The 22419-nt window shown below is 73.2% G+C and carries 21 protein-coding genes; 10 read left to right on the plus strand and 11 right to left on the minus strand.

Annotation, left to right across the window (positions count from 1 at the left end):
* Window positions 1-112: 112 nt before the first annotated feature.
* From ACFYO8_RS08745 to ACFYO8_RS08755, 3 genes are read left to right on the plus strand one after another with little or no spacing between them, the layout of a single operon-like run.
* The gene (locus ACFYO8_RS08745; protein ID WP_354867546.1) at window positions 113-445 is read left to right on the plus strand and encodes a metalloregulator ArsR/SmtB family transcription factor; all 333 of its coding nucleotides are present in this window, start codon (window positions 113-115) and stop codon (window positions 443-445) included.
* Window positions 442-912 carry an SRPBCC domain-containing protein gene (locus tag ACFYO8_RS08750; protein ID WP_354867548.1) on the plus strand — a complete coding sequence of 157 codons (471 nt, stop codon included), beginning with the start codon at window positions 442-444 and terminating at the stop codon, window positions 910-912. Before ACFYO8_RS08745 ends, ACFYO8_RS08750 begins: the two co-directional genes overlap by 4 nt.
* Window positions 890-1252, plus strand: coding sequence for a nuclear transport factor 2 family protein (locus ACFYO8_RS08755; protein WP_354867551.1), 363 nt, complete (start codon window positions 890-892; stop codon window positions 1250-1252). Before ACFYO8_RS08750 ends, ACFYO8_RS08755 begins: the two co-directional genes overlap by 23 nt.
* On the opposite strand, the gene ftrA is transcribed toward ACFYO8_RS08755, so the two are convergent.
* Window positions 1225-2214, minus strand: coding sequence for a transcriptional regulator FtrA (ftrA, locus tag ACFYO8_RS08760; protein ID WP_354867554.1), 990 nt, complete (start codon window positions 2212-2214; stop codon window positions 1225-1227). The genes ACFYO8_RS08755 and ftrA overlap by 28 nt on opposite strands.
* 62 nt (window positions 2215-2276) lie before the next feature.
* On the opposite strand from ftrA, the gene ACFYO8_RS08765 reads away from it, so the two are divergent.
* Window positions 2277-2741 (plus strand): rhodanese-like domain-containing protein, encoded by a 465-nt coding sequence (locus tag ACFYO8_RS08765; RefSeq protein WP_354867557.1) that lies wholly within the window; start codon window positions 2277-2279, stop codon window positions 2739-2741.
* 54 nt (window positions 2742-2795) lie between these two features.
* Entirely contained in the window at window positions 2796-3374 is a 579-nt protein-coding gene (locus ACFYO8_RS08770) for a dihydrofolate reductase family protein (RefSeq protein WP_354867559.1), read from the plus strand.
* Here ACFYO8_RS08770 and ACFYO8_RS08775 read toward each other — a convergent pair.
* Window positions 3356-4066: a helix-turn-helix domain-containing protein gene (locus tag ACFYO8_RS08775; RefSeq protein ID WP_354867561.1), complete on the minus strand. Its 711-nt coding sequence runs from the start codon at window positions 4064-4066 to the stop codon at window positions 3356-3358. The two genes, ACFYO8_RS08770 and ACFYO8_RS08775, sit on opposite strands and share 19 nt — an antisense overlap.
* A 151-nt stretch (window positions 4067-4217) precedes the next feature.
* Between ACFYO8_RS08775 and ACFYO8_RS08780 the strand changes: the two genes are divergently transcribed.
* Window positions 4218-4682: a VOC family protein gene (locus ACFYO8_RS08780; protein ID WP_354867564.1), complete on the plus strand. Its 465-nt coding sequence runs from the start codon at window positions 4218-4220 to the stop codon at window positions 4680-4682.
* 6 nt (window positions 4683-4688) lie between these two features.
* On the opposite strand, the gene ACFYO8_RS08785 is transcribed toward ACFYO8_RS08780, so the two are convergent.
* Window positions 4689-5591 carry a sulfotransferase domain-containing protein gene (locus ACFYO8_RS08785; RefSeq protein WP_354867567.1) on the minus strand — a complete coding sequence of 301 codons (903 nt, stop codon included), beginning with the start codon at window positions 5589-5591 and terminating at the stop codon, window positions 4689-4691.
* Window positions 5592-5833: 242 nt separating this feature from the next.
* On the opposite strand from ACFYO8_RS08785, the gene ACFYO8_RS08790 reads away from it, so the two are divergent.
* Complete coding sequence (locus tag ACFYO8_RS08790) at window positions 5834-9103, plus strand: hypothetical protein (protein ID WP_354867625.1); 3270 nt, start codon at window positions 5834-5836, stop codon at window positions 9101-9103.
* 3 nt (window positions 9104-9106) lie between these two features.
* Here the strand turns inward: ACFYO8_RS08790 and ACFYO8_RS08795 are convergent, their stop codons facing one another.
* Window positions 9107-10102 carry a DUF3800 domain-containing protein gene (locus tag ACFYO8_RS08795; protein ID WP_354867569.1) on the minus strand — a complete coding sequence of 332 codons (996 nt, stop codon included), beginning with the start codon at window positions 10100-10102 and terminating at the stop codon, window positions 9107-9109.
* Between the two features lie 76 nt (window positions 10103-10178).
* A complete protein-coding gene (locus ACFYO8_RS08800) occupies window positions 10179-10748 on the minus strand; it encodes a DUF4240 domain-containing protein (RefSeq protein WP_354867572.1) in 570 nt (189 codons plus the stop codon).
* 93 nt (window positions 10749-10841) lie between these two features.
* On the opposite strand from ACFYO8_RS08800, the gene ACFYO8_RS08805 reads away from it, so the two are divergent.
* Window positions 10842-11783, plus strand: coding sequence for an ATP-binding cassette domain-containing protein (locus ACFYO8_RS08805; RefSeq protein ID WP_354867575.1), 942 nt, complete (start codon window positions 10842-10844; stop codon window positions 11781-11783).
* On the plus strand, window positions 11780-12526 hold the full coding sequence (locus ACFYO8_RS08810; protein WP_354867577.1) for an ABC transporter permease: 747 nt from the start codon (window positions 11780-11782) through the stop codon (window positions 12524-12526). Before ACFYO8_RS08805 ends, ACFYO8_RS08810 begins: the two co-directional genes overlap by 4 nt.
* Here ACFYO8_RS08810 and ACFYO8_RS08815 read toward each other — a convergent pair.
* Genes ACFYO8_RS08815 through ACFYO8_RS08830 form a run of 4 tightly spaced genes read right to left on the minus strand, consistent with a single transcriptional unit; the run spans window position 12510 to window position 17544 of the window.
* On the minus strand, window positions 12510-15647 hold the full coding sequence (locus tag ACFYO8_RS08815) for a BTAD domain-containing putative transcriptional regulator (RefSeq protein ID WP_354867628.1): 3138 nt from the start codon (window positions 15645-15647) through the stop codon (window positions 12510-12512). The genes ACFYO8_RS08810 and ACFYO8_RS08815 overlap by 17 nt on opposite strands.
* A gap of 51 nt (window positions 15648-15698) precedes the next feature.
* A complete protein-coding gene (locus tag ACFYO8_RS08820) occupies window positions 15699-16385 on the minus strand; it encodes a hypothetical protein (protein WP_355096482.1) in 687 nt (228 codons plus the stop codon).
* The gene (locus tag ACFYO8_RS08825; protein ID WP_355096484.1) at window positions 16382-17209 is read right to left on the minus strand and encodes an ATP-binding cassette domain-containing protein; all 828 of its coding nucleotides are present in this window, start codon (window positions 17207-17209) and stop codon (window positions 16382-16384) included. Before ACFYO8_RS08825 ends, ACFYO8_RS08820 begins: the two co-directional genes overlap by 4 nt.
* A complete protein-coding gene (locus ACFYO8_RS08830; protein ID WP_355096486.1) occupies window positions 17206-17544 on the minus strand; it encodes a PadR family transcriptional regulator in 339 nt (112 codons plus the stop codon). The genes ACFYO8_RS08825 and ACFYO8_RS08830 overlap by 4 nt, the downstream gene beginning before the upstream one ends.
* 146 nt (window positions 17545-17690) lie before the next feature.
* Between ACFYO8_RS08830 and ACFYO8_RS08835 the strand changes: the two genes are divergently transcribed.
* Window positions 17691-18614, plus strand: a complete 924-nt coding sequence (locus tag ACFYO8_RS08835; RefSeq protein ID WP_355096488.1) for a hypothetical protein — start codon at window positions 17691-17693, stop codon at window positions 18612-18614.
* 59 nt (window positions 18615-18673) lie between these two features.
* Here ACFYO8_RS08835 and ACFYO8_RS08840 read toward each other — a convergent pair whose 3' ends face one another.
* Together ACFYO8_RS08840 and ACFYO8_RS08845 are read right to left on the minus strand one after the other, a co-directional pair.
* Window positions 18674-20746 (minus strand): N-acetylmuramoyl-L-alanine amidase, encoded by a 2073-nt coding sequence (locus ACFYO8_RS08840; protein WP_387256888.1) that lies wholly within the window; start codon window positions 20744-20746, stop codon window positions 18674-18676.
* A gap of 20 nt (window positions 20747-20766) precedes the next feature.
* Window positions 20767-22215, minus strand: a complete 1449-nt coding sequence (locus ACFYO8_RS08845; protein WP_354874972.1) for a VCBS repeat-containing protein — start codon at window positions 22213-22215, stop codon at window positions 20767-20769.
* Window positions 22216-22419: the final 204 nt, after the last annotated feature.

The following is a 22419-nucleotide window of genomic DNA, read 5'->3' on the forward strand; positions in this document are numbered from 1 at the left end:
CGGCCGCTCCGACGAGCCGACAGCGGGGCTGTGCGGCTGCCGGTGCGACACGACGACACGACATTCGCAAAGATGTGCTTGCGCAAATGATTGTTTGCGCTAGCGTGCGGGCATGCGCTCCGACCCGGACCTCGACCTCGCCTTCGCCGCCCTCGGCGACCCGGTCCGCCGCGCCCTGGTGACCCGCCTCGCCCGCGGTGAGGCCACTGTGGGCGAGCTGGCCGAGCCGTTCGACCTGACGCCGCAGGCCGTCTCCCACCACGTCGGCGTGCTGCGCCGGTGCGGCCTGGTCGAGCAGCGACGGGAGGGCACGCGCCGACCGTGCCGGCTGCGCGGCGACCGGCTCGCCCGCCTGAGCATGTGGATCGACGAGCAGCGCCGCGCCTGGGACGACCGCCTCGACGCGCTGGAGACGCACCTCTCGGGCCCGGAGGCGACCCGGTGAGGGCAGTCACCGAACGGCACGGCGACGAGCTGATCGCGCGGCGCCACCTGCCCGCCGCGCCGGACCGGGTGTGGGAGGCGTTCACCTCGCCGGCCGGCATCGCGGCGTTCTGGGGCGGCTCGCACGCCACGGTGCCGCAGGCGTCGGTGATCGTGGACCTGCGGCCCGGCGGGGAGTTCGCGCTCGACACCCGGGCCCCGGACGGCCGGACCGGGCGGCTGCGGTTCGTCTACGTACGTGCCGACCGGCCGCGTGAGCTGGTGTTCGACGAGCCGGTCACCGGCCTGCGCACGACGGTGACGCTGCGGCCTGCCGGGGACGGCACCGACCTCACCGTGCACCAGCGCAAGCTCCCGCCCGAGCTGCGCACCGACCAGGCGGCCGACGGGCTCGCCTCGATCCTCGACGCCCTCGCCGCCCACCTGCGACACGAAGGAGACAGCAGTGACCCGACCAACCCAGCGTGAGCTGGTCGCCGAATACTTCGACGGCTTCCGGACCAGTGACCACGAGCGCATCCTCGCCACCCTCACCGACGACGTCGAGTGGGTCATCCACGGCCACCGGACCACCCGGGGCCGGGCGGAGTTCGACGGCGAGATCGAGAATCCGGCCTTCACCGGCAGCCCGCACCTCGACGTCGAGCGCGTGCACGAGGACGGGCCGGTCGTCGTGGTGACCGGCGAGGGCCGGGGCGTCACCGTCGAGCACGGACCGTTCCGGTTCGCCTTCAACGACCTGTTCACGTTCCGGGACGGGCTCATCGCCCGCGTCGACTCCTACGTCGTCCCGCTGCCCGGGGCGTGAGCCCCGGACGTCCTGGTGAAGGTCCGGCGGTACGCCGACGGCGAGGTCCGCATCGCGGCGGTGAAGTGGTGCCGAAACGTCACCGCCGTCTCGAACCCGACCGTCGCGGCGACCTCCCCGATCGGCGCGGTGGTGGTCTCCAGCAGCGGCAGGCTGGCCTGGACGCGCCGGTCGATCAGCCACCGGATCGGGGTGGTGCCGGTGGCCCGCGCGAAGTGCCGCAGGTAGGTGCGGGACGACATGTGCGCCCGCCGCGCCAGCCGGGCCACCGTGATCGGGGCGTTCAGGTTCGCCAGCGCCCAGGACATGCTCGCGGCGAGCCGGTCGTCCTCCGGGTCGCCGGGCACCGGCGCCTCGACGAACTGCGCCTGGCCGCCGTCGCGGTGCGGCGGCACGACGAGCCGGCGGGCGACGGCGTTGGCGATCGTCGGGCCGTGGTCGCGGCGTACCAGATGGACGCAGAGGTCGAGACCGGCCGCGCTGCCGGCGCTGGTCAGGATGTCCCCGTCGTCCACGTAGAGCACGTCCGGGTCGACGCGTACCGCCGGGTGGCGCCGGGCGAGCAGGTCGGCGTACCGCCAGTGGGTGGTGGCGCGACGGCCGTCGAGCAGGCCCGCGCCGGCCAGGGCGAACGCGCCCGAGCAGATCGACACGATCCGGGCGCCGCGCCGGTGGGCCGCGCGGAGCGCGCCGGTGAGCGCGGGCGACGGGTCGGCGTGCACGTCGGCGACGCCGGGCACGATCAGCGTGCCGGCGGCGGCGAACGCGTCGAGGCCGTGGCGGGTGTGCAGCGTGGCGCCGCCGACCAGCCGCACCGCGCCGGGGGTCTCTGCGCAGACGGTCAGCTCGTACCAGGGCACGTCGAACTCCGGACGGGGCAGGCCGAAGACCTCGGTGACGATCCCGGTCTCGAACACCGACATGCCCTCGTACGCCAGCACCGACACGGTGGCACGGTTCATGGCGGGATCTTAGCGAAGGGCGTCGCTCGCGCCACTGGAGCGGCCGGGCGGCGGCCAGCACGATGGGTGCCATGTCGAACGTCCTGCGCATTCCCGCCGCCCGTCCCGCCGACGCCCTCGCCCACTTCGCGGCCCGGCTCTCGTTCGAGGCCGACGTGAGCGACGTGCACGCCGATCTGGAGGCGGGCGTACCGGGCCTGGTCGTGGTCGACTCGCGCTCCCTGCCGGCGTGGCGGCAGGGACACCTCCCCGGCGCGGTGCACCTGCCCACCGCGGAGATCGCCGCCCGGGCGGGCGAGCTGGTCCCGCCGGACGCCACAGTGGTCACCTACTGCTGGGGGCCGGGCTGCAACGGCGCCACCCGGGCGGCGCTGGAGTTCGCCCGGCTCGGCCGGCCGGTCAAGGAGATGATCGGCGGGTACGAGTACTGGGTGCGGGAGGGCTTCCCGGTACGCACCGAGGCGGGGCTGATCCGGCGGCCCGCCGACGACCTCACCGCCCCGGCCGGTGCGTCGTGCGGCTGCTGAGGCGTGTCGGTTCCGTACAAGACGGCAGCCGGCGGCCGTTCCTAGCATGGCCGCATGCGTGATCTTGTCTACACCGGATTCATGTCGCTCGACGGCGTGGTGGACTCCCCCGGCGGCGGGCCGGGCGAGGACCACCGCAGCGGCGGCTGGGTCGTCAAGGACGTCGAGTTCCTGCCGGAGGCGTTCTCGCTCAAGGGCGAGGAGTTGGAACAGACCACGGCGCTGATGTTCGGCCGGCGCAGCTACGAGGCGTTCGCGCCCACCTGGCGCGACTCCGAGGACCACGCCGCCTACCGGGACCTGCCCAAGTACGTGGTGTCGTCCAGCCTGCCCGAGGACGCCCTGGTCGACGGCTGGGGGCCGACGACGGTCCTGCGGAGCACCGCCGACGTGGCCGCGCTCAAGCAGGGCGACGGCGGCGACGTCTTCATCCACGGCAGCGCGGAACTCGCCCGCCGTCTCGCCGAGGCGGACCTGATCGACAGGTACCACCTGCTCGTCTTCCCGGTGCTGCTCGGCGCCGGCAAGAGCCTGTTCAGCCAGGCCGACCGGGACAAGCAGGCGCTGCGTCTGCGCGACTGCGCCGCCTACCCCAACGGCGTCATCAAGCTGATCTACGACGTGACCCGCTGAGCCGGGTCCAGCGCGATCGCGCCACCGGCGCCCGCGCGCAGCTCACCGGCCGTCCGCCCGACGTACCGGCGCAGCGCGCGGGCCAGGTGCGGTTCGTCCACGTACCCGAAGGTGGTGACCGCGTCGGCGGGCGGGCTGCCGGCGGCCAGCAGCACCGCGGCCCGGCGCACCCTGTCGATCTGCCGCACGGCGCCCCGGGTCAGCCCGGTCGCGGCGCGGAACCGGCGTTCCAGGGTGCGTGGTGAGGCCGGCGGACGGCCGCCGCGAAGCACCTCGGTGACGAGCGGGTCGCGGACCACCACACCGGCGCGGACCAGCCGTTCGACGAGCGATTCGGCGTCGTCCGGGCCGGGCGTCTCCCACCGGCCGCCGTCGAGCCGGAACGTCCGGCGCGTCGCGTCGGGCAGTTCGGCGCCGCTGTCGACGAGCGCCGGCGTGGGTACGAGCCGCAGCGAGGTGCCCACCGCGAACTCGATGCCGACGAACGTCGCGCCCTCGGGCACCGGTGCCGCGCCGGTGGCGGTCTCGGGGCCGGAGACGGCCGCGTACGAGTGCCCGTCACGCCGCCAGAAGACCAGGCCCCAGCACGGGCTCGCCACCGAGGTCATCTCGGTGACCCGTTCGCTGGTGCAGGTCCAGACGGTGTCGATCCAGGCCGAGTCGGACGGGCGCGTGGTGAACCGCAGCTCCACAGCAGGAGCATAAGGCGATCCAGGTGCGGACCATCCGCTCACCGCCTCGCGGGATCCTTCGCATTCCGGAGAGGATGGTCGAGATACGGAGGTCGAACGGACAGGTTGGGCGAGCGTTGCGCGCAGTGTGCCGAATCGCTAGCGTCGCGGGATGACCGACGAGCCACCGGTACGGGTCGCGCTGCGGGTCAGTGACGTCACGGCAGCCTCGACGTTGTATCAGAGTTTCGGTTTTGTCCCGGTGGGCACGGTGCCTGGCGCTGATGGTGGTCTCGTCATGGCAATCCTCCGGCGGGGCCCGTTGCAGTTGCTGGTCGACGCGCTGGTTGGCATCCCGTTCCCGGACAGCGCCCGGGAACGTCGGACGAAGACCGGCCCGCGCGGGCTCGGCGTTGTCATCGGGCTCGAGGTTGACGACATCGACGAGGCGGCCCTGCGGTGTGAAGCTGCCGGCTGCGTCATCAGTGCCGGTCCGGAGAACGCACCGTGGGGAGAGAGGTACGTCGAGTTCGAGGACCCGTTCGGCTATGCGTGGAAGTTCTTCCGGGTGACCGACTCGACGCATGACGGCTTGCAGTCCGTCCACGATCTGTGGTTCGGGCAGGCAGGCTCGTGACGCGCCCTACCGGGTAGCGGACCCCTGGCCGTTCCGCTCGTCGGTCACGTCGTCGCGGGCGGGATAGCCGAGGATCTCGGCGAGGTCACCGGCGGCGGCCGTGTACGCGGCGTAGACGTCGTCGTCGAAGTGGTTGCGCCAGTCGCCGGACGCGCCCTTGCGGTAGTGGGAGATCCGCCCCGGGGTCTCCTTGCTCTTCTTCATCTTGCTGAAGCTGTAGCGGGCCAGGAGGGCCTCCAGCTCGGCCGGCGGCAGGGTGATCCCGCAGTGCCGCATGAGCTGGTCGACCTCCTCGGTCTGCCGTTCGCCGGTCAGGTCCTCGTAGCGGAACAGCCGGAACGTCTCGTCGCTCGGTGCGACCCCCCAGGACCGCATCTGCGCGAACTGCTTCTTGTCGCGCAGCCGGTCGATGACGTAGAGCATCCCCTCCTTCTTCGGCAGTTCCTGGAGGGCCTTGCGCGCCTGGGGGATGTCGCCCATCGGGGCGTGCGAGTTGCGCAGGGAGAAGTAGCTGGACACCACCACGTCGCGCGGATCACGGATCACGAAGAACGCGCGGTAGCTGCCGGCCTTGGGCACTGCCTCGAACCGCTTGTGGGAGAGGAAGATCGCCAGGCCGATGCGGCCGGCGGGCACCGGCGCGGTCGCCCCGCCGGAGTAGAAGCGCGGGTCGTAGGGCAGCAGCCCGCAGTGACGGTAGACGGCCGGGTCGCTGAACAACGCCTTGATCCACTGGCTGCCGGTCTTGCGGACCGTGCAGTGGAAGATGTTGTCGAATTCGCTGCGTTCCACCACCGGCACGGCGAGTCGCATGCGGGCGTTACGCGCTTCCATCTGTGCCCGCCGGGCCTTTACGCGCAGGGAATTCGGCGAATTGTGCTTGGCGAATTCGACGGCCCGGTTAATCATCGTCCAACCTCATCAGGACCCTGCGGAGCAGGGGCGACACGAACACGTTTCCGCACGTCACGCAGGTGAAATCCGCAGCCTTCGCCTGCTCCGCCCCGCGCCCCGACGCGCCGCTAGGAATATCCCCGACGGTCCGATTAATGTCAATCCCGGGCGGCTGAGAGTAAGCTGAAAATCTACAATTTCCATAGGAATTGCGGAATGGTTTGACGGGGCGGCAGCGGTGGCCGGCCACCGGCACAATGATCACCGTGCTCAAAGCCACCCGCGCTCTCCTGACGTCACTCGATCCGCTGTCCCACCGCGACCGGACGCGACGCCTCGTGGCGTGGGCACGCACCGCGCCCGACCGTGCTCAGGTCTGCGCCGACCTGCGCGAACGCGGCACCTACGAGCGGCGTCTCGCGTTGCTCGCCGCGTTGGCCACCCAGGACACCGACGCCGTCCTGGCGGCGACGCACGACCCGGAGCCCTCGATCGGCGCCACCGCGCTGAACGCGGCCGTGCGGGCCGGCGTGACGCCCGCCGACCTGACCGACCGGCCGGCGAACGCGCGGCGGCGGGTCTACCGGGGGCTGCGCCGCCGCCCGGCACCGGCCGTCGCCGACGCGCTGATCATCGGGGTACGCGAGCGGTTCGGTGACCACGAGGCAGCCGCGCTGCTGCCGGCCTGCGGCCCGGAGACGGTACGGACCCTGCTGCCCGACCTGGAACACGCGCTGAACCCGGAACGGCTGATGCGGTGGCACGCCGGCATCGTGCTGGCGCGCACCGGTGAACGGCTGGCCGCGGCCCCACCGGAGTCGCGCAGGCGGATCTGGACCGAGGTCGCCGGCGCGGTGCTGCGCGGCGATCCCGCGCGGGCGCTGGACCTGCTCGACGAGTACGCGCCGGAGGAGTCGCTACCCGGCCCGCTCGTCGCGTACGGGCGGCTCGCCGCACACGACGCCCGCCGTGTCGTACGCCTGCTCACCTCGCCCGGCCGCGCGACCTGGCTGGCACGGATCGTGCTGCCCCGCGCGCTGCTGGGCCGCCTCGCCGCGCTGCCCGTGGACGATCTGATCCCGCTGGCCGCCCGGTTGCGCGAGCACGACCGGGCGCTCGCCGCGTTGCTGCGCGCCGTGGCGCCGAGCCGCCGCGCCGAGCTGTACCACGGCGCGCTGGCCGACACCGACACCACGGCGCTGCTGCCGGGCGCCGAGGTGATGGAGGTGCTGCCGGCGCCGGTACAGGCACGCGAGGCGACCCGGGTGCTGGTCCTGCCGTCGGTCCGCGAGCGGGAGGAGCAGGTGCGGTTCTGGAGCGCGTACCTGCCGTGGCCGGCGGCCTCCGCGTCGGCGAGCGCGGCACTGCGCTCGGGCGACGCGGACGAACGGGCGGACGGCTGGCGGCTGCTGGTGGCGGCCGCGCGGCGCTCCCGCGACCCGCGGACGGTGGCCCAGGTGGTGGTCCGCCTCGGCCGGCTGCGCAACGAGCAGGACCCGGTACGCGCGGCCGCGCTCACCGCGCTGGCCACAGTGGCGCCGCTGCTCACCGCCACGAGCGCGGCCGGGCTGACCGGGCTCACCACCGACGCGGTGGACGCGCGGGACACCTCGGCGGCCACCACCACGGCGTTGAGCCGGCTCTCCGTCGACGTGCTCACGCATCACGTGGACGTGCCCGAGCTGGTGGAGTGGGCACTGCTCACGATCGACGTGGTGAGCAGCGACGCGACGGTGCCGGTGCTGCGCCGGCTCGACACGGTGCTGCGCCACGGCCAGGAGAGGGTGGTGTTCGACCGGCTGCGCGGCCGGATCGAGGGCGGCATGGCGCGCGGCCGGTACGGGCTGCTGTTCGCGCTCACCGAAGCGCTCGGCCGGCGGGCCTGGCGGCTGCCGGAGCTACAGGACATGCTGCGCCGGGCGATCGGGCCGGACACCCTGCCCTCGGTGGCCCGTGCCGCGGTGGAGCTCTGGCTCGCCGATCCGCGTACCCGCTCGCGGCGCGTCGCCGAGGTGCTGGACGTGGACGCGTCGGCGGTGGCGATCCACGGGGTGTGGACGACCGTCTGCGCGTCCCGCACCGACCTGCTCGACCGGGCGCTGGACCGGCCCCCGCGCGGCCGGTTCGTGGAGCGCGGCCTGCGGTGGGTGCCCGACACGGCGCCGTACGCCCAGCGCTGGCTCCCCCGCCAGCAGGAGCGCTTCGTGGCGCTTCAGGCCCGCGTCGTCGCCGACTCCGGGCAACGGGTCTGGCGGCGGGCGGGGGCGATCCGGGCCGCCGCCGGGGCCGGACCGGCCGGACGTGAGCTGGTGCTGCGCCACCTCGACGCGTCCCAGGTGCCGGTCGCCGAGGCGGCGCTCGGCGCGCTGGTCTGGACCGACCGGCCGGACGAGGCGTTCCCGGTGCTGCTGCGGTACGCCGACGGAGAACGGGCACGTGTCGCGCTGTACGCGGCCGGACGGGCCGCCCGGTACGTCCCGCCGGCCCGCCTGGCCGAACTGCTGGGCGGGGTGCTCACCGGCGCCGCGAAGGTCACCAGCCGCAAGGAGGCCGCCCGGCTCCTGGCCCGCTACACCCACACCGACGTGATGGTGACGCTCGGCGCGGCGTACACCGATCCGGACACGCACCGCGACGTGCGCGCGGCGATCGTCTCCGCCGCCCGGCAGCGGCTGGGGTCGGAGGCGGCCTGGGCCGTGTTGCGGGCGGCGGTGCACGCCAGCCGCGAGGAGCGGCGGGCGGTGCTCGGCGCGTTCCCGTCCGGGATCTCGGAGCGTCACCGCCGCGCCTACGCCGACCTGGTCGCGGCGGCGTGCCGGGCCGAGGACCGGGAGGTCAGCCGCGCCGCGTTCGCCGCGCTCGGTGAGTGGTGGCCGTGGCTGACCGGCGTCACCGACCTGATAGTGGACCGGCTCACCGACCCGGACGAGACGACGCCGAGCATCGGCGTGGCGAACCTGCTGCGGGCCGGTGGCGACGCGGCGTTCCGGGCCGCGCTGACCCGGCTGGTGGAGCGGGACGCGGCCGACGACGACCCGGGCGGCCCGGTGACCGACCGGCCGGCCCGGCGGCGCATCGACGTGCTCGCCGTCGGCGCGGCCCTGTGGTCCCGCAGCCGGCCGGCCGACGTCGACCGGGCCGGACTGGTCGAGGCCGCGCGGTGGCTCGCCGGCCGGGACGGCTTCCTGGGTACGGCCACCGGCCTTCTCGTCGGCATCGGCCGGATGGACAACCTGGACGAGGTCGCCGCGCTCTGCGCGGGCCGGCCCCTGGTCGCGGTCCGCACTGCCGAACACGTCGGCGCGCGCCTGCGCGACAGGCGGCGGCCCGACCCGGCGGCGCTCGCCGACACCATCGCCCGCCTCGCCGGGCGCGGAGACCTCGCCGGTGGGCTGTTCGCGGTGGCGCTCGTCGCGCACGGCTCGGAGTTCGGCTGGAAGACGCCGTGGCGGGAGCTGCTGACCGGGCTACGCCGTCACCCGGACGCCGACGTGCGGGAGGCCGCGTACGCGCTCGACATGAGCTGACGGCTACCCGGCGTCGGAGGCCGGGGCCAGCAGCGGGCGCAGCGGCCGGTCGCCGGGGACGCCGGGCATCCGGCGGGCCACCCCGGCGAGCAGGTCGGCGGCCTGGACGCGCGGGTCGTCGCGCGAATCGGTCATCACCAGCCCGGCCAGCGGTGACGGGCCGGCCGGGTCGCCGGCAGCCAGCGCCGCCTGGAGGCGGCGCAGCCGGTCCTCGGTGAGCGCGCTCTGCTCGTCGTGGATCACCAGCACCCGCCGCCGTCCGGCGCTCCAGTGCAGGACGGTCTCGGCCAGCGCCGGCAGCAGCGGCTCCAGCGGCGGCGGGATCGTCCGGTCGCCCGCGTACAACCGGGCCTGCACGGCTGCTACCCGGGCCGGATCGAGCGCGTCGAGAACCGCGCCGACCTGTGCGTCGCCGACGTGGCGACGCAACGCGTCCCGCGCGGCGAAGAACCGCTCGACGCTCCGGTCGTCCGCCCGGTCCCGCCGCTTGGTGCGCAGCATCTCGACCACGGCGGCGAGGAAGACCGCCCAGCCGGGTCCGGCCGCCCGCCCGGCCCGGTGCAGCGCCGTCGCGGCCGGACGCCGGTCACCGGCGAGGCGGGTGCCCGCCGCGTACGACGGTTCGGCCAGCAGCAGGTCCACGACCCGGGTGGCGAGGAAGAACTCCTTGTCGACCAGGTGCACGTGCGCCCGGCCGCGCAGCGCCGCCAGGAGCCACGCCGTCACCTCGGCGGCTTCGCGCCGGCGCAGGAACTGCCGGGACTTGACCTCGTCGGGGGAGAACCGGAACCCGGACCGCAGCGTACGGATCAACTCGGCGGCCTCGTCGCGGCTCAGGTCGACACTGGCGTGGACGATCACCGGGGTGGCCGGGTCGAGCAGGTTGGTGCCGGAGAAGCCGGACTCGTCGCAGGCGATCTCCAGCACCGCGCCGGTCAGCGCCTCGCCGGGTGGCAGCCCGCCCTGGAGCGGCAGCCTCGCACCCGTCGACCCGGCCATGCCGACAATGCTCGCCCACCGGCCCGCGGCGGACCAGCGGTTAACCCGGATCGGGTCGGAGGCGGTGCGCACCGCCTCATTCCACCGGCCGGTAGATCGCCGCCAGGCGCGGCAGGCGGGCGTGCATCTGCTCGTCGTCGTCGAAGTCGAAGTCGTCACCGGCCGGGTCGGCCGGCGTGCGGTCGGGAGCAGCGCGGTCGGCGGCGTCGAGCGCCTCCCAGAACGCATCGGTGCCGCCGCCGGTCGCCACGGCGTACGCGTCGCCCGCCGCGCTCAGCACCGCCTCGCACTCGACCGCGTCGTCGTCCGGGTCGACACCGGCCCCGGCGAGTGAGTCGGGATCGGCGACGGCCCGCTCCCAGACCGCCCGCCCCTGCGCGACCAGCCAGCCGCGGAAGTAGTCGAACCCGTCGTCCGAGCAGCCGCCACGCATCAGGTAGGCGGCCGCCCACAGGTCCCAGCGCCATCCCTCCTCGGTCACGTCGTCGTATGCCTGCTGGAAGCCCACGATCGCCGCCGGACTCCGCGCCGACAGCTCCGCGACCAGGTGCCCGGCCACCGCGTCGGCCCCCTCGGCGGTCACCGTCTCGCGCCCCGCGGCGCGACGTGCCCGCTCCACGATCTCCCAGAACGTCTCCCGATCCACGGCGGGACCGTACGCCGGCCCACCGACAAACTGTCAGCGGTCGTGTCAGCGCCGTGTCAGGGCGGTGGCGGCACGGCCGCGCACGGTGGTCGCATGACGAGTTCAGCGATCGCGGTCTCCGGATTGCGCAAGGCGTACAAGGACCGGGTGGTGCTCGACGGCATCGACCTGGACGTCCCCGCCGGGACGATCTTCTCGCTGCTCGGCCCGAACGGGGCCGGCAAGACGACAGCCATAAACATCCTGACCACCCTGATCCGCGCCGACGCCGGGTCGGTGCGTGTCGCCGGGCACGACGTGGCCACCGAGGCCGGGTCGGTACGCGCGGCGATCGGGGTGACCGGGCAGTTCGCGGCGGTGGACGAACTGCTGACCGGGCGGGAGAACCTGCAACTCATGGCCGACCTCGGCCCGCGTGACCGGGTGATCGGCAAGCGGGTCATCGCCGAGCTGCTGGAACGGTTCGACCTGGTCGAGGCCGCCGGCAAGCTGGTGTCGACGTACTCCGGGGGCATGCGCCGCAAGCTGGATCTGGCGATGACGCTGGTCGGCGAGCCGCGGATCATCTTCCTGGACGAGCCGACGACCGGGCTGGACCCGCGCAGCCGCCGCACCATGTGGTCGATCATCAGGGAGCTGGTGGCCGACGGCGTGACGGTCTTCCTCACCACCCAGTACCTCGACGAGGCCGACCGCCTCGCCGACCGGATCGCGGTGCTGGACCAGGGCCGGCTGGCCGCCCAGGGCACGCCGGAGGAGCTGAAGCGCCGGATCCCCGGCACGCACGTGCGGTTGCGGTTCGGCAGCGTCGCCGAACTCGACGCGGCGGCGCTGGTGCTGCCCGACGCCGTACGCGACGAGGAGGCGCTGGCGCTGAGCGTGCCGACCGACGGCGGGACCGCGGCGCTGCGCGCCCTGCTCGACCGGCTCGACGCGCACGCGATCAGCGCCGGCGACCTGTCCGTACAGACCCCCGACCTCGACGACGTCTTCCTGGCCCTGACCGGCCGTACCCCGGAGGTGGCCGCGAAATGAGCAGGAACCACTCGGTCGTCATGCTGCGCCGCAACCTGACGCACCTGCGCCGCAACCCCACCTCGGTGTTCAACGCGGTGCTGATGCCGATCATCGTCATGCTGATGTTCGTGTACATGCTCGGCGACGCGTTCTCCGTCGGCGTCGACTACGTCGACTACGCGACGCCGGGCCTGATGCTGCTGGCGGTCTGCTACGGCCTCGGCGGCACCGCGACCGCGGTCAGCTCCGACATGACCAAGGGCATCATCAACCGGTTCAAGGTCATGCACGTCTCCCGGGGCGCGGTGCTGACCGGCCACGTCGTCGCCACCGTGCTGACGAACGTCATCGCGGTCGCGGCCCTGGTCGGTGTGGCGTTCCTGCTCGGCTTCCGCCCGGCCGCCGGTCCCCTGCACTGGCTCGGTGCGGTCGGCATGGTGGTGCTGCTCAGCGTCGCCGTCAGCTGGTTCACCGTCGCTCTGGGCCTGTTCGCCAAGTCGCCCGAGTCGGCGGGCATGGCCGCCGTGCCGCTGATCCTGCTGCCGTTCTTCAGCAGCGCGATCGTGCCCGCGGACAAGATGGGGCCGGGGCTGCGGCAGTTCGCCGAGTACCAGCCGTTCACGCCGATCATCGAGACGCTGCGCGGCCTGCTGGGCGGCGCTCCCTCGGCCGGCGACGTGGTCCCCGCGATCGTCTGGTGCGCCGGCATCGCGGTGGTCGGCTACCTGTGGGCGCGGTCCACGTTCACGAAGCGAGCGTGACCTCGGCCAGCCGCTCCCAGCCGGTCTCCCGGCCCTGTGCGACCGCCTCGGCGAACCCCGCGTCGCCGAGGCGGTCGCGCGCCGCCGCCTCGATCCGGGACGCGTCCGGGTGGGCGAGGTCGGGCAGCCCGCGTACCGCGACGGCGGCGCCGAGCAGCCGCGCCGCCTGGTCCGGCCGGTCCAGCCGCAACGCCAGGTCCGCCACACCGACGAGCACCTGCGCGGTCAGCGGCGCGTAGCCGCCCTCGCGCGCCGCCCGGCACGCCGCCGCCCGATGGGTACGGGCCTGCTCGACGTCCTCGGCCAGGTAGCCCAGCAGATCCTGGGTGCCCGCCCGGACGCCAGCCAGGTCCGCCTCGTCGCCGAGCAGCGCCGACACGGCCCGCAGTTGCGCGTACGCCTCGTCCGCGTCGCCGTCGTGGCGGGCCAGGTACGCCCGGACCAGCGCCAGCTCGGCCAGCGCGCCCGGCCACGCGACCCCTGCGGCGAGCCGTTGCGCCTCGGCCACGGCGGCGGCGCTCGCGGCCTCGTCACCGCCCAGCCGGTACAGCCAGGCCAGCCGCGCCCGCATCCGGATCACGTCCTCGACGGCGCCGACCTCGGTGACCGCCGTGACGGCCTGCTCGTAGTAGTCGCAGGCGGCGGCGACGTCACCGCGCACGGCGATCAGCTCGGCCAGCTCGCTGAGCGCGAACGAGATCCCGAACCGTTCACCCACCGCCCGGAACTCGGCCAGCGCCTGCCGCAGGCACGCCTCCGCCTCCGCCGCCTCGATCCCGAGGATGACCCGCAGCTTGCCCAGGTGCAGCCGGGCCAGCGCGCGTACCCACGGGTCCTCGTGGTCGAGCAGCGACTCCCAGGCGGGCAGCAACGCGTCCGGCTCCCGCAGCATGCGCTCCATCGGCACGACCAGGGCCAGCTCCGGGTGCCTGCCCCGGCCCGCCCGGCTCAGCCGGTACGCCCGGTGGATCCACTCGGCCGCGTGCTGCCCGTCGCCCGGCCCGGAGCTGAGGAACAGCACCACCAGCGCGTACACCACGGCGCGGTTGTCGTCGGGCACCTCACCCGGCACCTCGGTGGCCGCGACGACCAGCTCCATGCCCTCGGTGCGGTGGCCGCCGAGCCACCAGTACCAACCGGCGCCGGCCGCCAGCCGCATCGCCTCGCGCGCCTCGCCGGCCGCCAGCGCGCCGCGCATCGCGGCGGTGATGTTGTCGTGCTCGGCGTCGAGCCGGGCGAGCCAGGTGAGCTGATCGGCGCGGCGCAGCCACGGCTCGGCCGCCTCGGCCAGTTCGGTGAAGTACGCGAGGTGCGCGTGGCGGACGAGGTTCGTCTCCCCCGCCTCGGCGAGCCGCTGCGCGGCGTACTCCTTGATCGTGCCGAGCATGCGGTAGCGCGGCGCGACGCCACCGGCGGCGACCAGCAGCGACTTCTCGGTCAGCGCGGTGAGCAGGTCGAGCACCTCGCCCGGCTCGACGGCGCCGCCGGCGCAGACCCGCTCGGCCGCGTCCAGGCTCGCCCCGCCGGAGAACACCGACAGCCGGCACAGGACCGCGCGTTCGGCGTCGGTGAGCAGTTCCCAGCTCCAGTCGACAATCGCGCGCAGCGTCCGGTGCCGGGGCAGGGCGGTCCGGCTGCCGCCGGTGAGCAGCCGGAACCGGTCGTCGAGCCGGGTGGCGAGCTGGTCGACGGACATGCTGCGCAGCCGCGCCGCGGCCAGCTCGATCGCCAGCGGCATGCCGTCGAGCGCACTGCAGACCCGCGCCATCGTCATCGCCGTGCCGGCGTCGGACGCGAGGTCCCGGCGGACGGCGGCGGCCCGGTCCCGCAGCAGGCGGACTGCGGGCGACGACTCGACCTCGGCGACCGTGGCGTCGCCGTCCGGCAGGCCCAGCGGCGCGACCGGCCACAACGCCTCCCCGGTGATGCCGAGCGGTTCCCGGCTCGTGGCCAGGATCCGCAGCCGCCGGCACTCGCCGAGCAGCCGGTGGGCCAGCGCGGCCGCCTGCTCCACGACGTGTTCGCAGTTGTCCAGGATCAGCAGCATGTCCCGGTCCCGGATCGCCGCGACCAGCCGGTCGGCCGGCTCCGCGTTGCCCGGGTCGCCGAGCAGCGCGTCCCGCAGGCCGAGCCCGGAGATCGTCGCCTGCACCACGTCCCCGCCGGCGCTGACGGCGGCGAACTCCACCAGCCACACGCCGTCCGGCAGGTCGCCCGTCATCCGGCGCCCGGCCTCCGTGGCCAGCCTGGTCTTCCCGGATCCGCCGGGGCCGGTGAGCGTGGTGAGCCGGTGCGCGGTCACCAGCTCGCCGACCGCGACCAGATCGGCGTCCCGGCCCACGAAGCTGGTCAGTTCGGCGCGCAGGTTGGTGCGGCGGGTGTCCTCGCGGCGTACCGTCCCGCCGCGCAGCAGGGTGACGTGCAGCGCCGACAGCTCCGGCGACGGGTCGACGCCCAGGGCGTCGGCGAGCGCGTCGGCGGTGCGCTGGTAGACGAGCAGCGCCTCGGTGTCCCGGCCGGCCGCGGCGAGCGCGCGCATCAACGACATGGCGAGCCGCTCGCGTACCGGATAGGCGGCCGCCAGGTCGGTCAGCTCCGGAATCAGATCGGCTTCCCGGCCGAGCCCGATCTCGGCGTCGTACCGGTCCTCCGTCGCGGCCAGGCGCAGCCGCTCCAGCCGAGTGGCTGCCGCGTCGAGCGCCGGACTGTCGGGCAGCCCGACGTCGCGCAGCGGGTCACCACGCCACAGGCCCAGCGCCTCGCGCAGCAGGCGTACTCGCTGCGGCCCGTCACCGTCGCGGGCCCGGCGGACGAGCCGTTCGAACCGCACGGCGTCGACCGCGTCGGGCTCGACGGCCAGCCGGTAGCCGTCCGGCAGCCCGTCGACGGTGCCCGCCGGCAGCGCCTTGCGCAGCCGGGACACCAGCCGTTGCAGCGCGTTCGCGGCGTCGGCGGGCGGCTGCTCGCCCCAGATCCAGTCGACGAGCGACGACTTCGGGACCACCCGGCCGGGCTGGAGCGCGAGGGCGGCCAGCAGCCCGCGCAGTCGCGCGCCCGGCACGTCGGCGACAACGCCGCCGTCCGTGGTGACCTGGAACGGCCCGAGCAACCCGATCTGCACCCGCCGATCCTGCCACGCCCGGCGACCGGGTTTCGTCCGCCGCCGCCGAGGTCAGGTCGCGAGCCGCAGGTGCCGCCGCTGTCGCAGCCGCACCGCGGCGGCCGCCACGACCAGCAGCGTGAGCGCGACAGCGAAGACCAGCCCGTGGGTGAGGCCGCGGGTGAGGTAGCCGCCGTCGGTGTGGTCGACGGCGTACGTGGCGAGCTCGCGGCTGAACCAGAACGGCAACGCGCGGGTGGCGCTGCCCGCCGGGTCCATCACCATCTGGAGGCCGACGACGGTCAGCAGCACCAGCGTGCCCTCCAGCTCGCGCGGCAGCACGGCGCTCAGCAGCAGCCCGAACGGCACCGACACGAACACGGTCAGCGCCATGATCAGCGCGATCGCGCCGTACCGCACGTCGCGCTGGTCGGCCAGGACGAGCAGGAAGTACGGGGTGGAGAGCAGCACGCCGACGGTCCAGAGGGCGAGCAGCCGGCCGAGCACCAGGTGCCGGCTACCGTAGCCGGAGAGCCGCAGGCGCGGTTCCATGCCCCGCGCCGCGCTGCCCGCGAACAGCGCGGCGGTGCTGAGCGCCCAGGCCAGGCCGAGACAGACGAAGCGGATCGACTGCCCGAGAAAGTCGCCGCGGCGGCTCAGGTAGAAGGCCAGCGGCATCAGCAGCAGGATGACCAGCACGGTACGGCGGCGCAGCAGCTCGCGCAGGGCGGCTTCGGCCACCACGAGGGTCCGGCTCATGCCTCACGCTCCCCGAGCATCGCCAGGTCGAGCACGACGTCGACCCGGTCGAGCTGGTTGAGCAGGTGCGTGACGACCACGACGGCCTTGCCCGCGTCGCGCCAGCGCCACACCTCGTGCCAGAAGTCGAGGTACGTCCCCCTGTCGAAACCCTGGTAGGGCTCGTCGAGGAGCAGCACGTCCGGCTCGCCGAGCCGGGCCAGCACCAGGTTGAGCTTCTGCCGGGTGCCACCGGAGAGGTGCCGCGCCTGGGTGCGTCTCGGCGGCGTCCACTCCAGCCCGGCCGCCTCCGCGCGACCGGCCCGCCGGGCGGCCGTACGGCCCAGCCCTCTGCCGGCGCCGATCAGCACGAAGTGCTCGTCGGGGCTGAGGAACTCGGCGGTGCCACCGTCCTGCGGGCAGTAGCCGAGCGTGCCGTCGACCTCGACGGTTCCCGCATCCGGGCTCAGCAGGCCGGCGCAGATGCGCAGGAACGTGCTCTTGCCGGCGCCGTTGGCACCGACCACCGCCGCGATCTCCCCCGCTCGGACGGTCAGGTCGACCCGGTCCAGGACGGTCCGCCCCCGGTAGCGCTTGGTGATGCCCCGGGCCCTGAGCCGCACCGGTCCCGGTTGACGGCGCGGCGGGCGTACGTCGGGACCGCCGAGGCTGTCGACCACCGCCTGCGCGTACGCCTCCGGCGCGCCGAAGACCCGCAGCGGCGATTCTCCGCTGTCGAGCAGGTGGGTGGCCGCCTCGGCGACGACGTGACCGGTCAGATCGGGCCCCACCCCGTGCCGGCGCAGCTCGCCGGTCAGGGCGGCGAGCCAGAGGTTGTGGTTCACCGCTTCGGCTCCTCGCTCAGTATCCCGCCCACGCTCGACGCGAAGGCGCTCCAGTCGGTCGCGGCCTCGCGCAGGACCACGCTGCCGGCCGGGCTGATCCGGTAGTACTTCCTCGCAGGGCCGGTCCCGCCCTCCCGCCAGTGCGCGGTGAGCAGGCCGGAGCGCTGCAACCGCAGCAGCACCGGGTAGAGGGTGCCGCCCTGCACGGCGCCCAGCCCGTGGGCCCGCAACGCCTGGGACAGTTCGTAGCCGTAGGACTCGCCCCGGCTCAGCAGCGCGAGCACGCAGAGGTCGAGCACCCCGCGCAGCCACTGCGCCCGCCGTTCCTGGTTCATACCGCTCCGCAGTGTCCCGATGAGACGATCACGGACGAAAACAGTAGCGCCGCTACCTAGGTGGCGCAACCATCTAGTACGGGCATCTCCGGTGCGCCGATCCTGATAAGTTGCGCGCTCCACACGGGTTCGACGGGGGAACGCGCATGTCCGACACGGGGGCCGGATCGGGTCAGGAAGCGACTGGGGACGCGGAACAGCGCCCGGAGAACGCCTGGATGCCGCCGGCCGGCGAGCCTCCCGCCGCTCTCGGCCCGCCATCCCATGCGGGCCCGAGCTACGGGCCGCCCGCGGCGGGTCCGCCGTTCGGGCCGTACCCGCCGCCCGGCCCGCCGTCGCCCGGGGGCCGCAACCGCGGCCTGGTCATCGCCGTCGCGGCACTGAGCGTCCTGCTGCTGGTGGCCTGCTCGGGCCTGGTCGTCGGGGCGTTCCTACTGCGTTCCTCCGAGCGTCAGGCGGCCGAGCCGCAGCCGGCCGCACCGCCGGTGACCCCCTGGCAGTCGTCCGGCGCGACACCCGCTCCGGGAGCGACAGCGGGCACGGAGCCGTCGACGCGCGGGCCCCAGCCCAGCGACTTCCCGGCGGCGCAGATCTCCGATCTGAACAACGTGTGCGACGGGGTCTTCTACTACCCGCAGTCGCCGAAGCGCACCGGTGCCGCGCCGCATCCGGTGGCGCTGCTCGTCGGCACCGACCTGGGCACGGACCGCCGGCACGACCGGGTCTACTACTACGACGAGGGCCTGTCGAAGCGGGTGGAACGGACCTGGGCGTCGGAGGACCTGAAGACCGTGCAGATGGTCGCCTGCCTGGACCGCACGAGCACCGGCGCGACGATCCGCAAGTGCCGCTACGACGACCCGAAGCCGGACACGCTGACGCTGCTGAAGGCCACCTACCAGCTACGCGTGTACGAGGTGGCGACCGGCCGCAAGCTGCTGGACAAGACCATGGGCGGTGACGACCAGCAGTGCCCGTACGTGGTCCTGTACGGCCTGGACAAGAAGATCTACGCCGAGGTCAGCCACCGGTCGATCCTCGGTGCGCTGCGGAACTTGGTGAAGCGGTAGGCGGACGACGACGAGCGACGCCGGCCCCGATCGGGGCCGGCGTCGCTTCCTGTCGGCTGTCAGAGGGTGGTTTCGCCGGTGAGGCCGAAGTAGTCGTGCCATTTGGTGGAGGGGTTGAAGGTGGTGCCGGTGGAGAGGGCGACGTAGATGTCGTTTGTGGTGTTTTTGGTGAAGACGATGAGGTCGTCTTTGCCGTCGCCGTTGGTGTCGCCGAGGTAGGGGAATTCGCCGGTGAGGCAGAAGTGGTCGTGCCATTTGATGGTGGTGCCGGTGAAGGTGGTGCCGGTGGAGGTGGCGGCGTAGACGTCGGCGTCGGGGTTGCAGGTGAAGGTGACGATGTCGTCGCGTCCGTCGCCGTTGATGTCGCCGACGCGGGGTTGTTCGGTGCCGACGGCGAACAGGTCGTGCCATTTTTGTGGTGGGCCGAAGGAGGTGCCGGTGGACAGGGCGACGATGACGTCGGATGCCGACGCGGGGCCTTGGGTGAAGGTGATGATGTCGTCCTTGCCGTCGCCGTTGACGTCGCCGAGGGCGGGAAACTCCCCCGCGATGGAGAAGTAGTCGTGCCATTTGACGGCGGTGCCGGTGAAGCCGGTGCCGGTGGACAGGGCGACGTAGACGTCGGCGTTGGTGTCGTGGGTGAAGGTGATGATGTCGTCGCGTCCGTCGCCGTTGACGTCGCCGATGGCGGGGACTTCGGTGCCGGGGGCGAACCAGTCGTGCCATTTGGTGGAGGGGGCGAAGCTGGTGCCGGTGGACAGGGCGACGTAGACGTCGGCGTCGGTGCCGTGGGTGAACACGATGGCGTCGTCGCGTCCGTCGCCGTCGGCGTCTCCGGTCAACGGTGTTTCTCCGGACAGGGCGAACCAGTCGTGCCATTTCACCGAGGTGCCCGCGAACGACGAACCCGTCGACGTCGCCACATACGCGTCGGCGAGCGGGCCGTGGGTGAACGCGACCACGTCGTCACGGCCGTCACCGGTGAAATCCGTGGGCGACCCACCGAAATACCGGGCGGCCGATCCTCCGCCACCCTGGTTCACCAGTGAGAGGTAGTAGTTCCAGTTCCAGTTCGGCCCCGGGTCGGTGTGGTCGTTGCCCGGGATCTCGTTGTGCCCCTTGATGCCGGTGCGGTTCTTCGGGATGCCGTACTTGTCGCACAGGTAACGGGTCAGCGCGGCCGAGGAGCGGTACATCGCATCGGTGAACCAGGCCGGGTTGTCGACGTACCCCTCGTGCTCGATGCCGACGCCGTAGGCGTTGCCGGACCGGGCGTGGTACGCGGTGTCGCCCTCGCGGACCATCTGGGTGATCTCGCCGCTGCTGGACTTCACCACGTAGTGTGCGCTGACCCCCGCTGACGGGTTCTGGAACCAGCTGATCGTGCCGGCGTACGAGCCCTGGGTGACGTGCAGGATCACGGTGGTGATCCGGCTGGACCGGCCCACGCCGTAGTTCGCGCCGTTCGCGGCCACCCACCGCGCCGCCGGGTACTCCGGCACGGCGGCGGCGAGCGTACGGGACGGGGAGCCGGCCGGGGCCACAGTGGCGAAGCGGCCCCGCTCCGGCTCCACCCGGTACGCCCGCACCGCCACCGCGCCCGGAATGCCCTGCTGCACCAGCTCGTAGATGCCGTCCGCGTACAGCCGGGCGGTGGCGTCGTCGGCCCCGCCGCCGTACCTCGCCACCACCGGATACCAGGCGGTGACCCGGTCCCGGTCGCGCGCGGTCAAGCCCTCCGCGTCGGCCAGTTCCCGCAGCACCGCCGCGCCGCCACGGATGTTCACCGGCGTGACGGTCCTCAGGCGTGCCACCGGCTCGCCGGTCAACGCCGCCGCGCGTTCCAGGCTGTGCTGGGCGGGGTTGCTGACCAGATGCATCACCCCGTAGCCGTTGGCCTGGCTCGGCTTGCCGCCGTGCGCGTCCAGGCGGGACTCGCCGTAACCGACAGCGACGAGCACGTCCCGGGGCACGTCGTACTCCTGTGCCGCCCGCACGAAGGCCGCGTCCAGCGCGGTGCGGGCCGGCGGCGTCGCGGTCGCGGACGCCGGCTGAACCGCGACCGCGCCGACGAGCGCCGCGGCCAGCAGGGCGACGCCGGCGCGCCGCCGTCTCCGTCGTGTTCCGGCCACGGGGGCCTCCCATCCTGAGGTCACAGCGTCACCTCACCGGTGAGGCCGAAATAGTCGTGCCACTTGCTGGAGGGACCGAAGGTGGTGCCGGTGGACAGCGCGACGTAGACGTCGTTCGTGGCGCCCTTGGTGAAGACGATGAGGTCGTCTTTGCCGTCGCCGTTGGCGTCGCCCAGGTAGGGGAATTCGCCGGGCAGGCAGAAGAAGTCGTGCCACTTGACGGTGGTGCCGGCGAAGGTGGTGCCGGTGGAGGTGGCGGCGTAGACGTCGGCGTCGGCGTTGCAGGTGAAGGTGACGATGTCGTCGCGTCCGTCGCCGTTGATGTCGCCCACCCGGGGCTGCTCGGCGCCGACGGCGAACAGGTCGTGCCACTTCTGCGGCGCCCCGAAGCCACTGCCCGTCGACAGGGCGACGATCACGTCCGCGGCCGACGCGGGGCCCTGGGTGAAGGTGATGATGTCGTCGCGGCCGTCGCCGTTGACGTCGCCGAGGGCGGGAAACTCTCCGGCGATCGAGAAGTAGTCGTGCCACTTCACCGCCGTGCCCGCGAACGATGTGCCGGTCGACAACGCCACGTACACGTCCGCCGTCGCGTTGTGGGTGAACGCGACGATGTCGTCCCTGCCGTCGCCGTTGACGTCACCGACCGCGGCGATCTCCGCGCCGGGGGCGAACCAGTCGTGCCACCTGCCCGGCGACGTGAACGCCGATCCGTTCGACAGCGCCACGTACACGTCGCCGGTGTTTCCGTGCGCGAACGTGACGATGTCGTCGCGCCCGTCCCCGTTCACGTCACCTGTCGACGCGGTCTCCCCGCCGATGGAGAAGAAGTCGTTCCACTTCACCGACGTTCCCGCGAAGCCGGTGCCGGTGGAGGTGCTCGCGTAGACGTCGGCGGAGGCGTTCTGGGTGAAGGTGAGGACGTCGTCGCGGCCGTCGCCGTTGACGTCGGTCGACGACCCGCCGGCCATGCCGTGCGTACGCGAGGCCTGGTTGAGCAGCGACCGCGCCGTCCCCGCCGCCTGGTCGTACCGGTCCGGGAAGCCCGACCGCTGGACGCACTGCGCGACCTGCCCGGCGGTGTAGCCGGGGTTGTTGCGGTCGCAGGTGATGGCGCGGGTGACGTACTGCTGGGTGGCGTAGACCGGGTCCATGATCTGCTCCGGGGTGCCCCACCCGTAGTCCCAGCGCTGCTGGAACACCCCGAGGCTCGACTTGTCGCCGCAGGGCAGGTTGTTCATGTGGGACTCGACCCAGCCCGCCTCGAAGGTGGAGAGCATCACCTTGTCGTTTGCGTTGTACGACAGGGCCACCCGGTAGACGATCACGGTGACGGCGGGGTCGTGGGTGGCCGGAACGGACGGGCAGGCCAGCGTGTCCATCGGTACGGCGGCCGCGGGCGCGCCGACTGCGACGGCCGCCACGGCCGTGCAGAGCGCGACGAGCATCGCCAGCGGAGTTCGTCTCACCGTGCTCCTCGGGGGTGTCGGAGGAAGGACCGGAAGGTTGCCCGCCAACCGGGGTGACCAGGCGGCGCGGGCCCGAGAAATCGATTGCTGACGAGTGTCGTAGTCATCGATGTCGATGTCAATAGCGGCGGCATGGACCGCTGGAAGGACGGGCACGCCCGGCCGGAAATCGATTGCTTGACGGGTATAGGATTCCGAGCGATC

Source organism: Micromonospora sp. NPDC005257 (assembly GCF_042872445.1).
Classification (GTDB): Bacteria; Actinomycetota; Actinomycetes; order Mycobacteriales; family Micromonosporaceae; genus Micromonospora.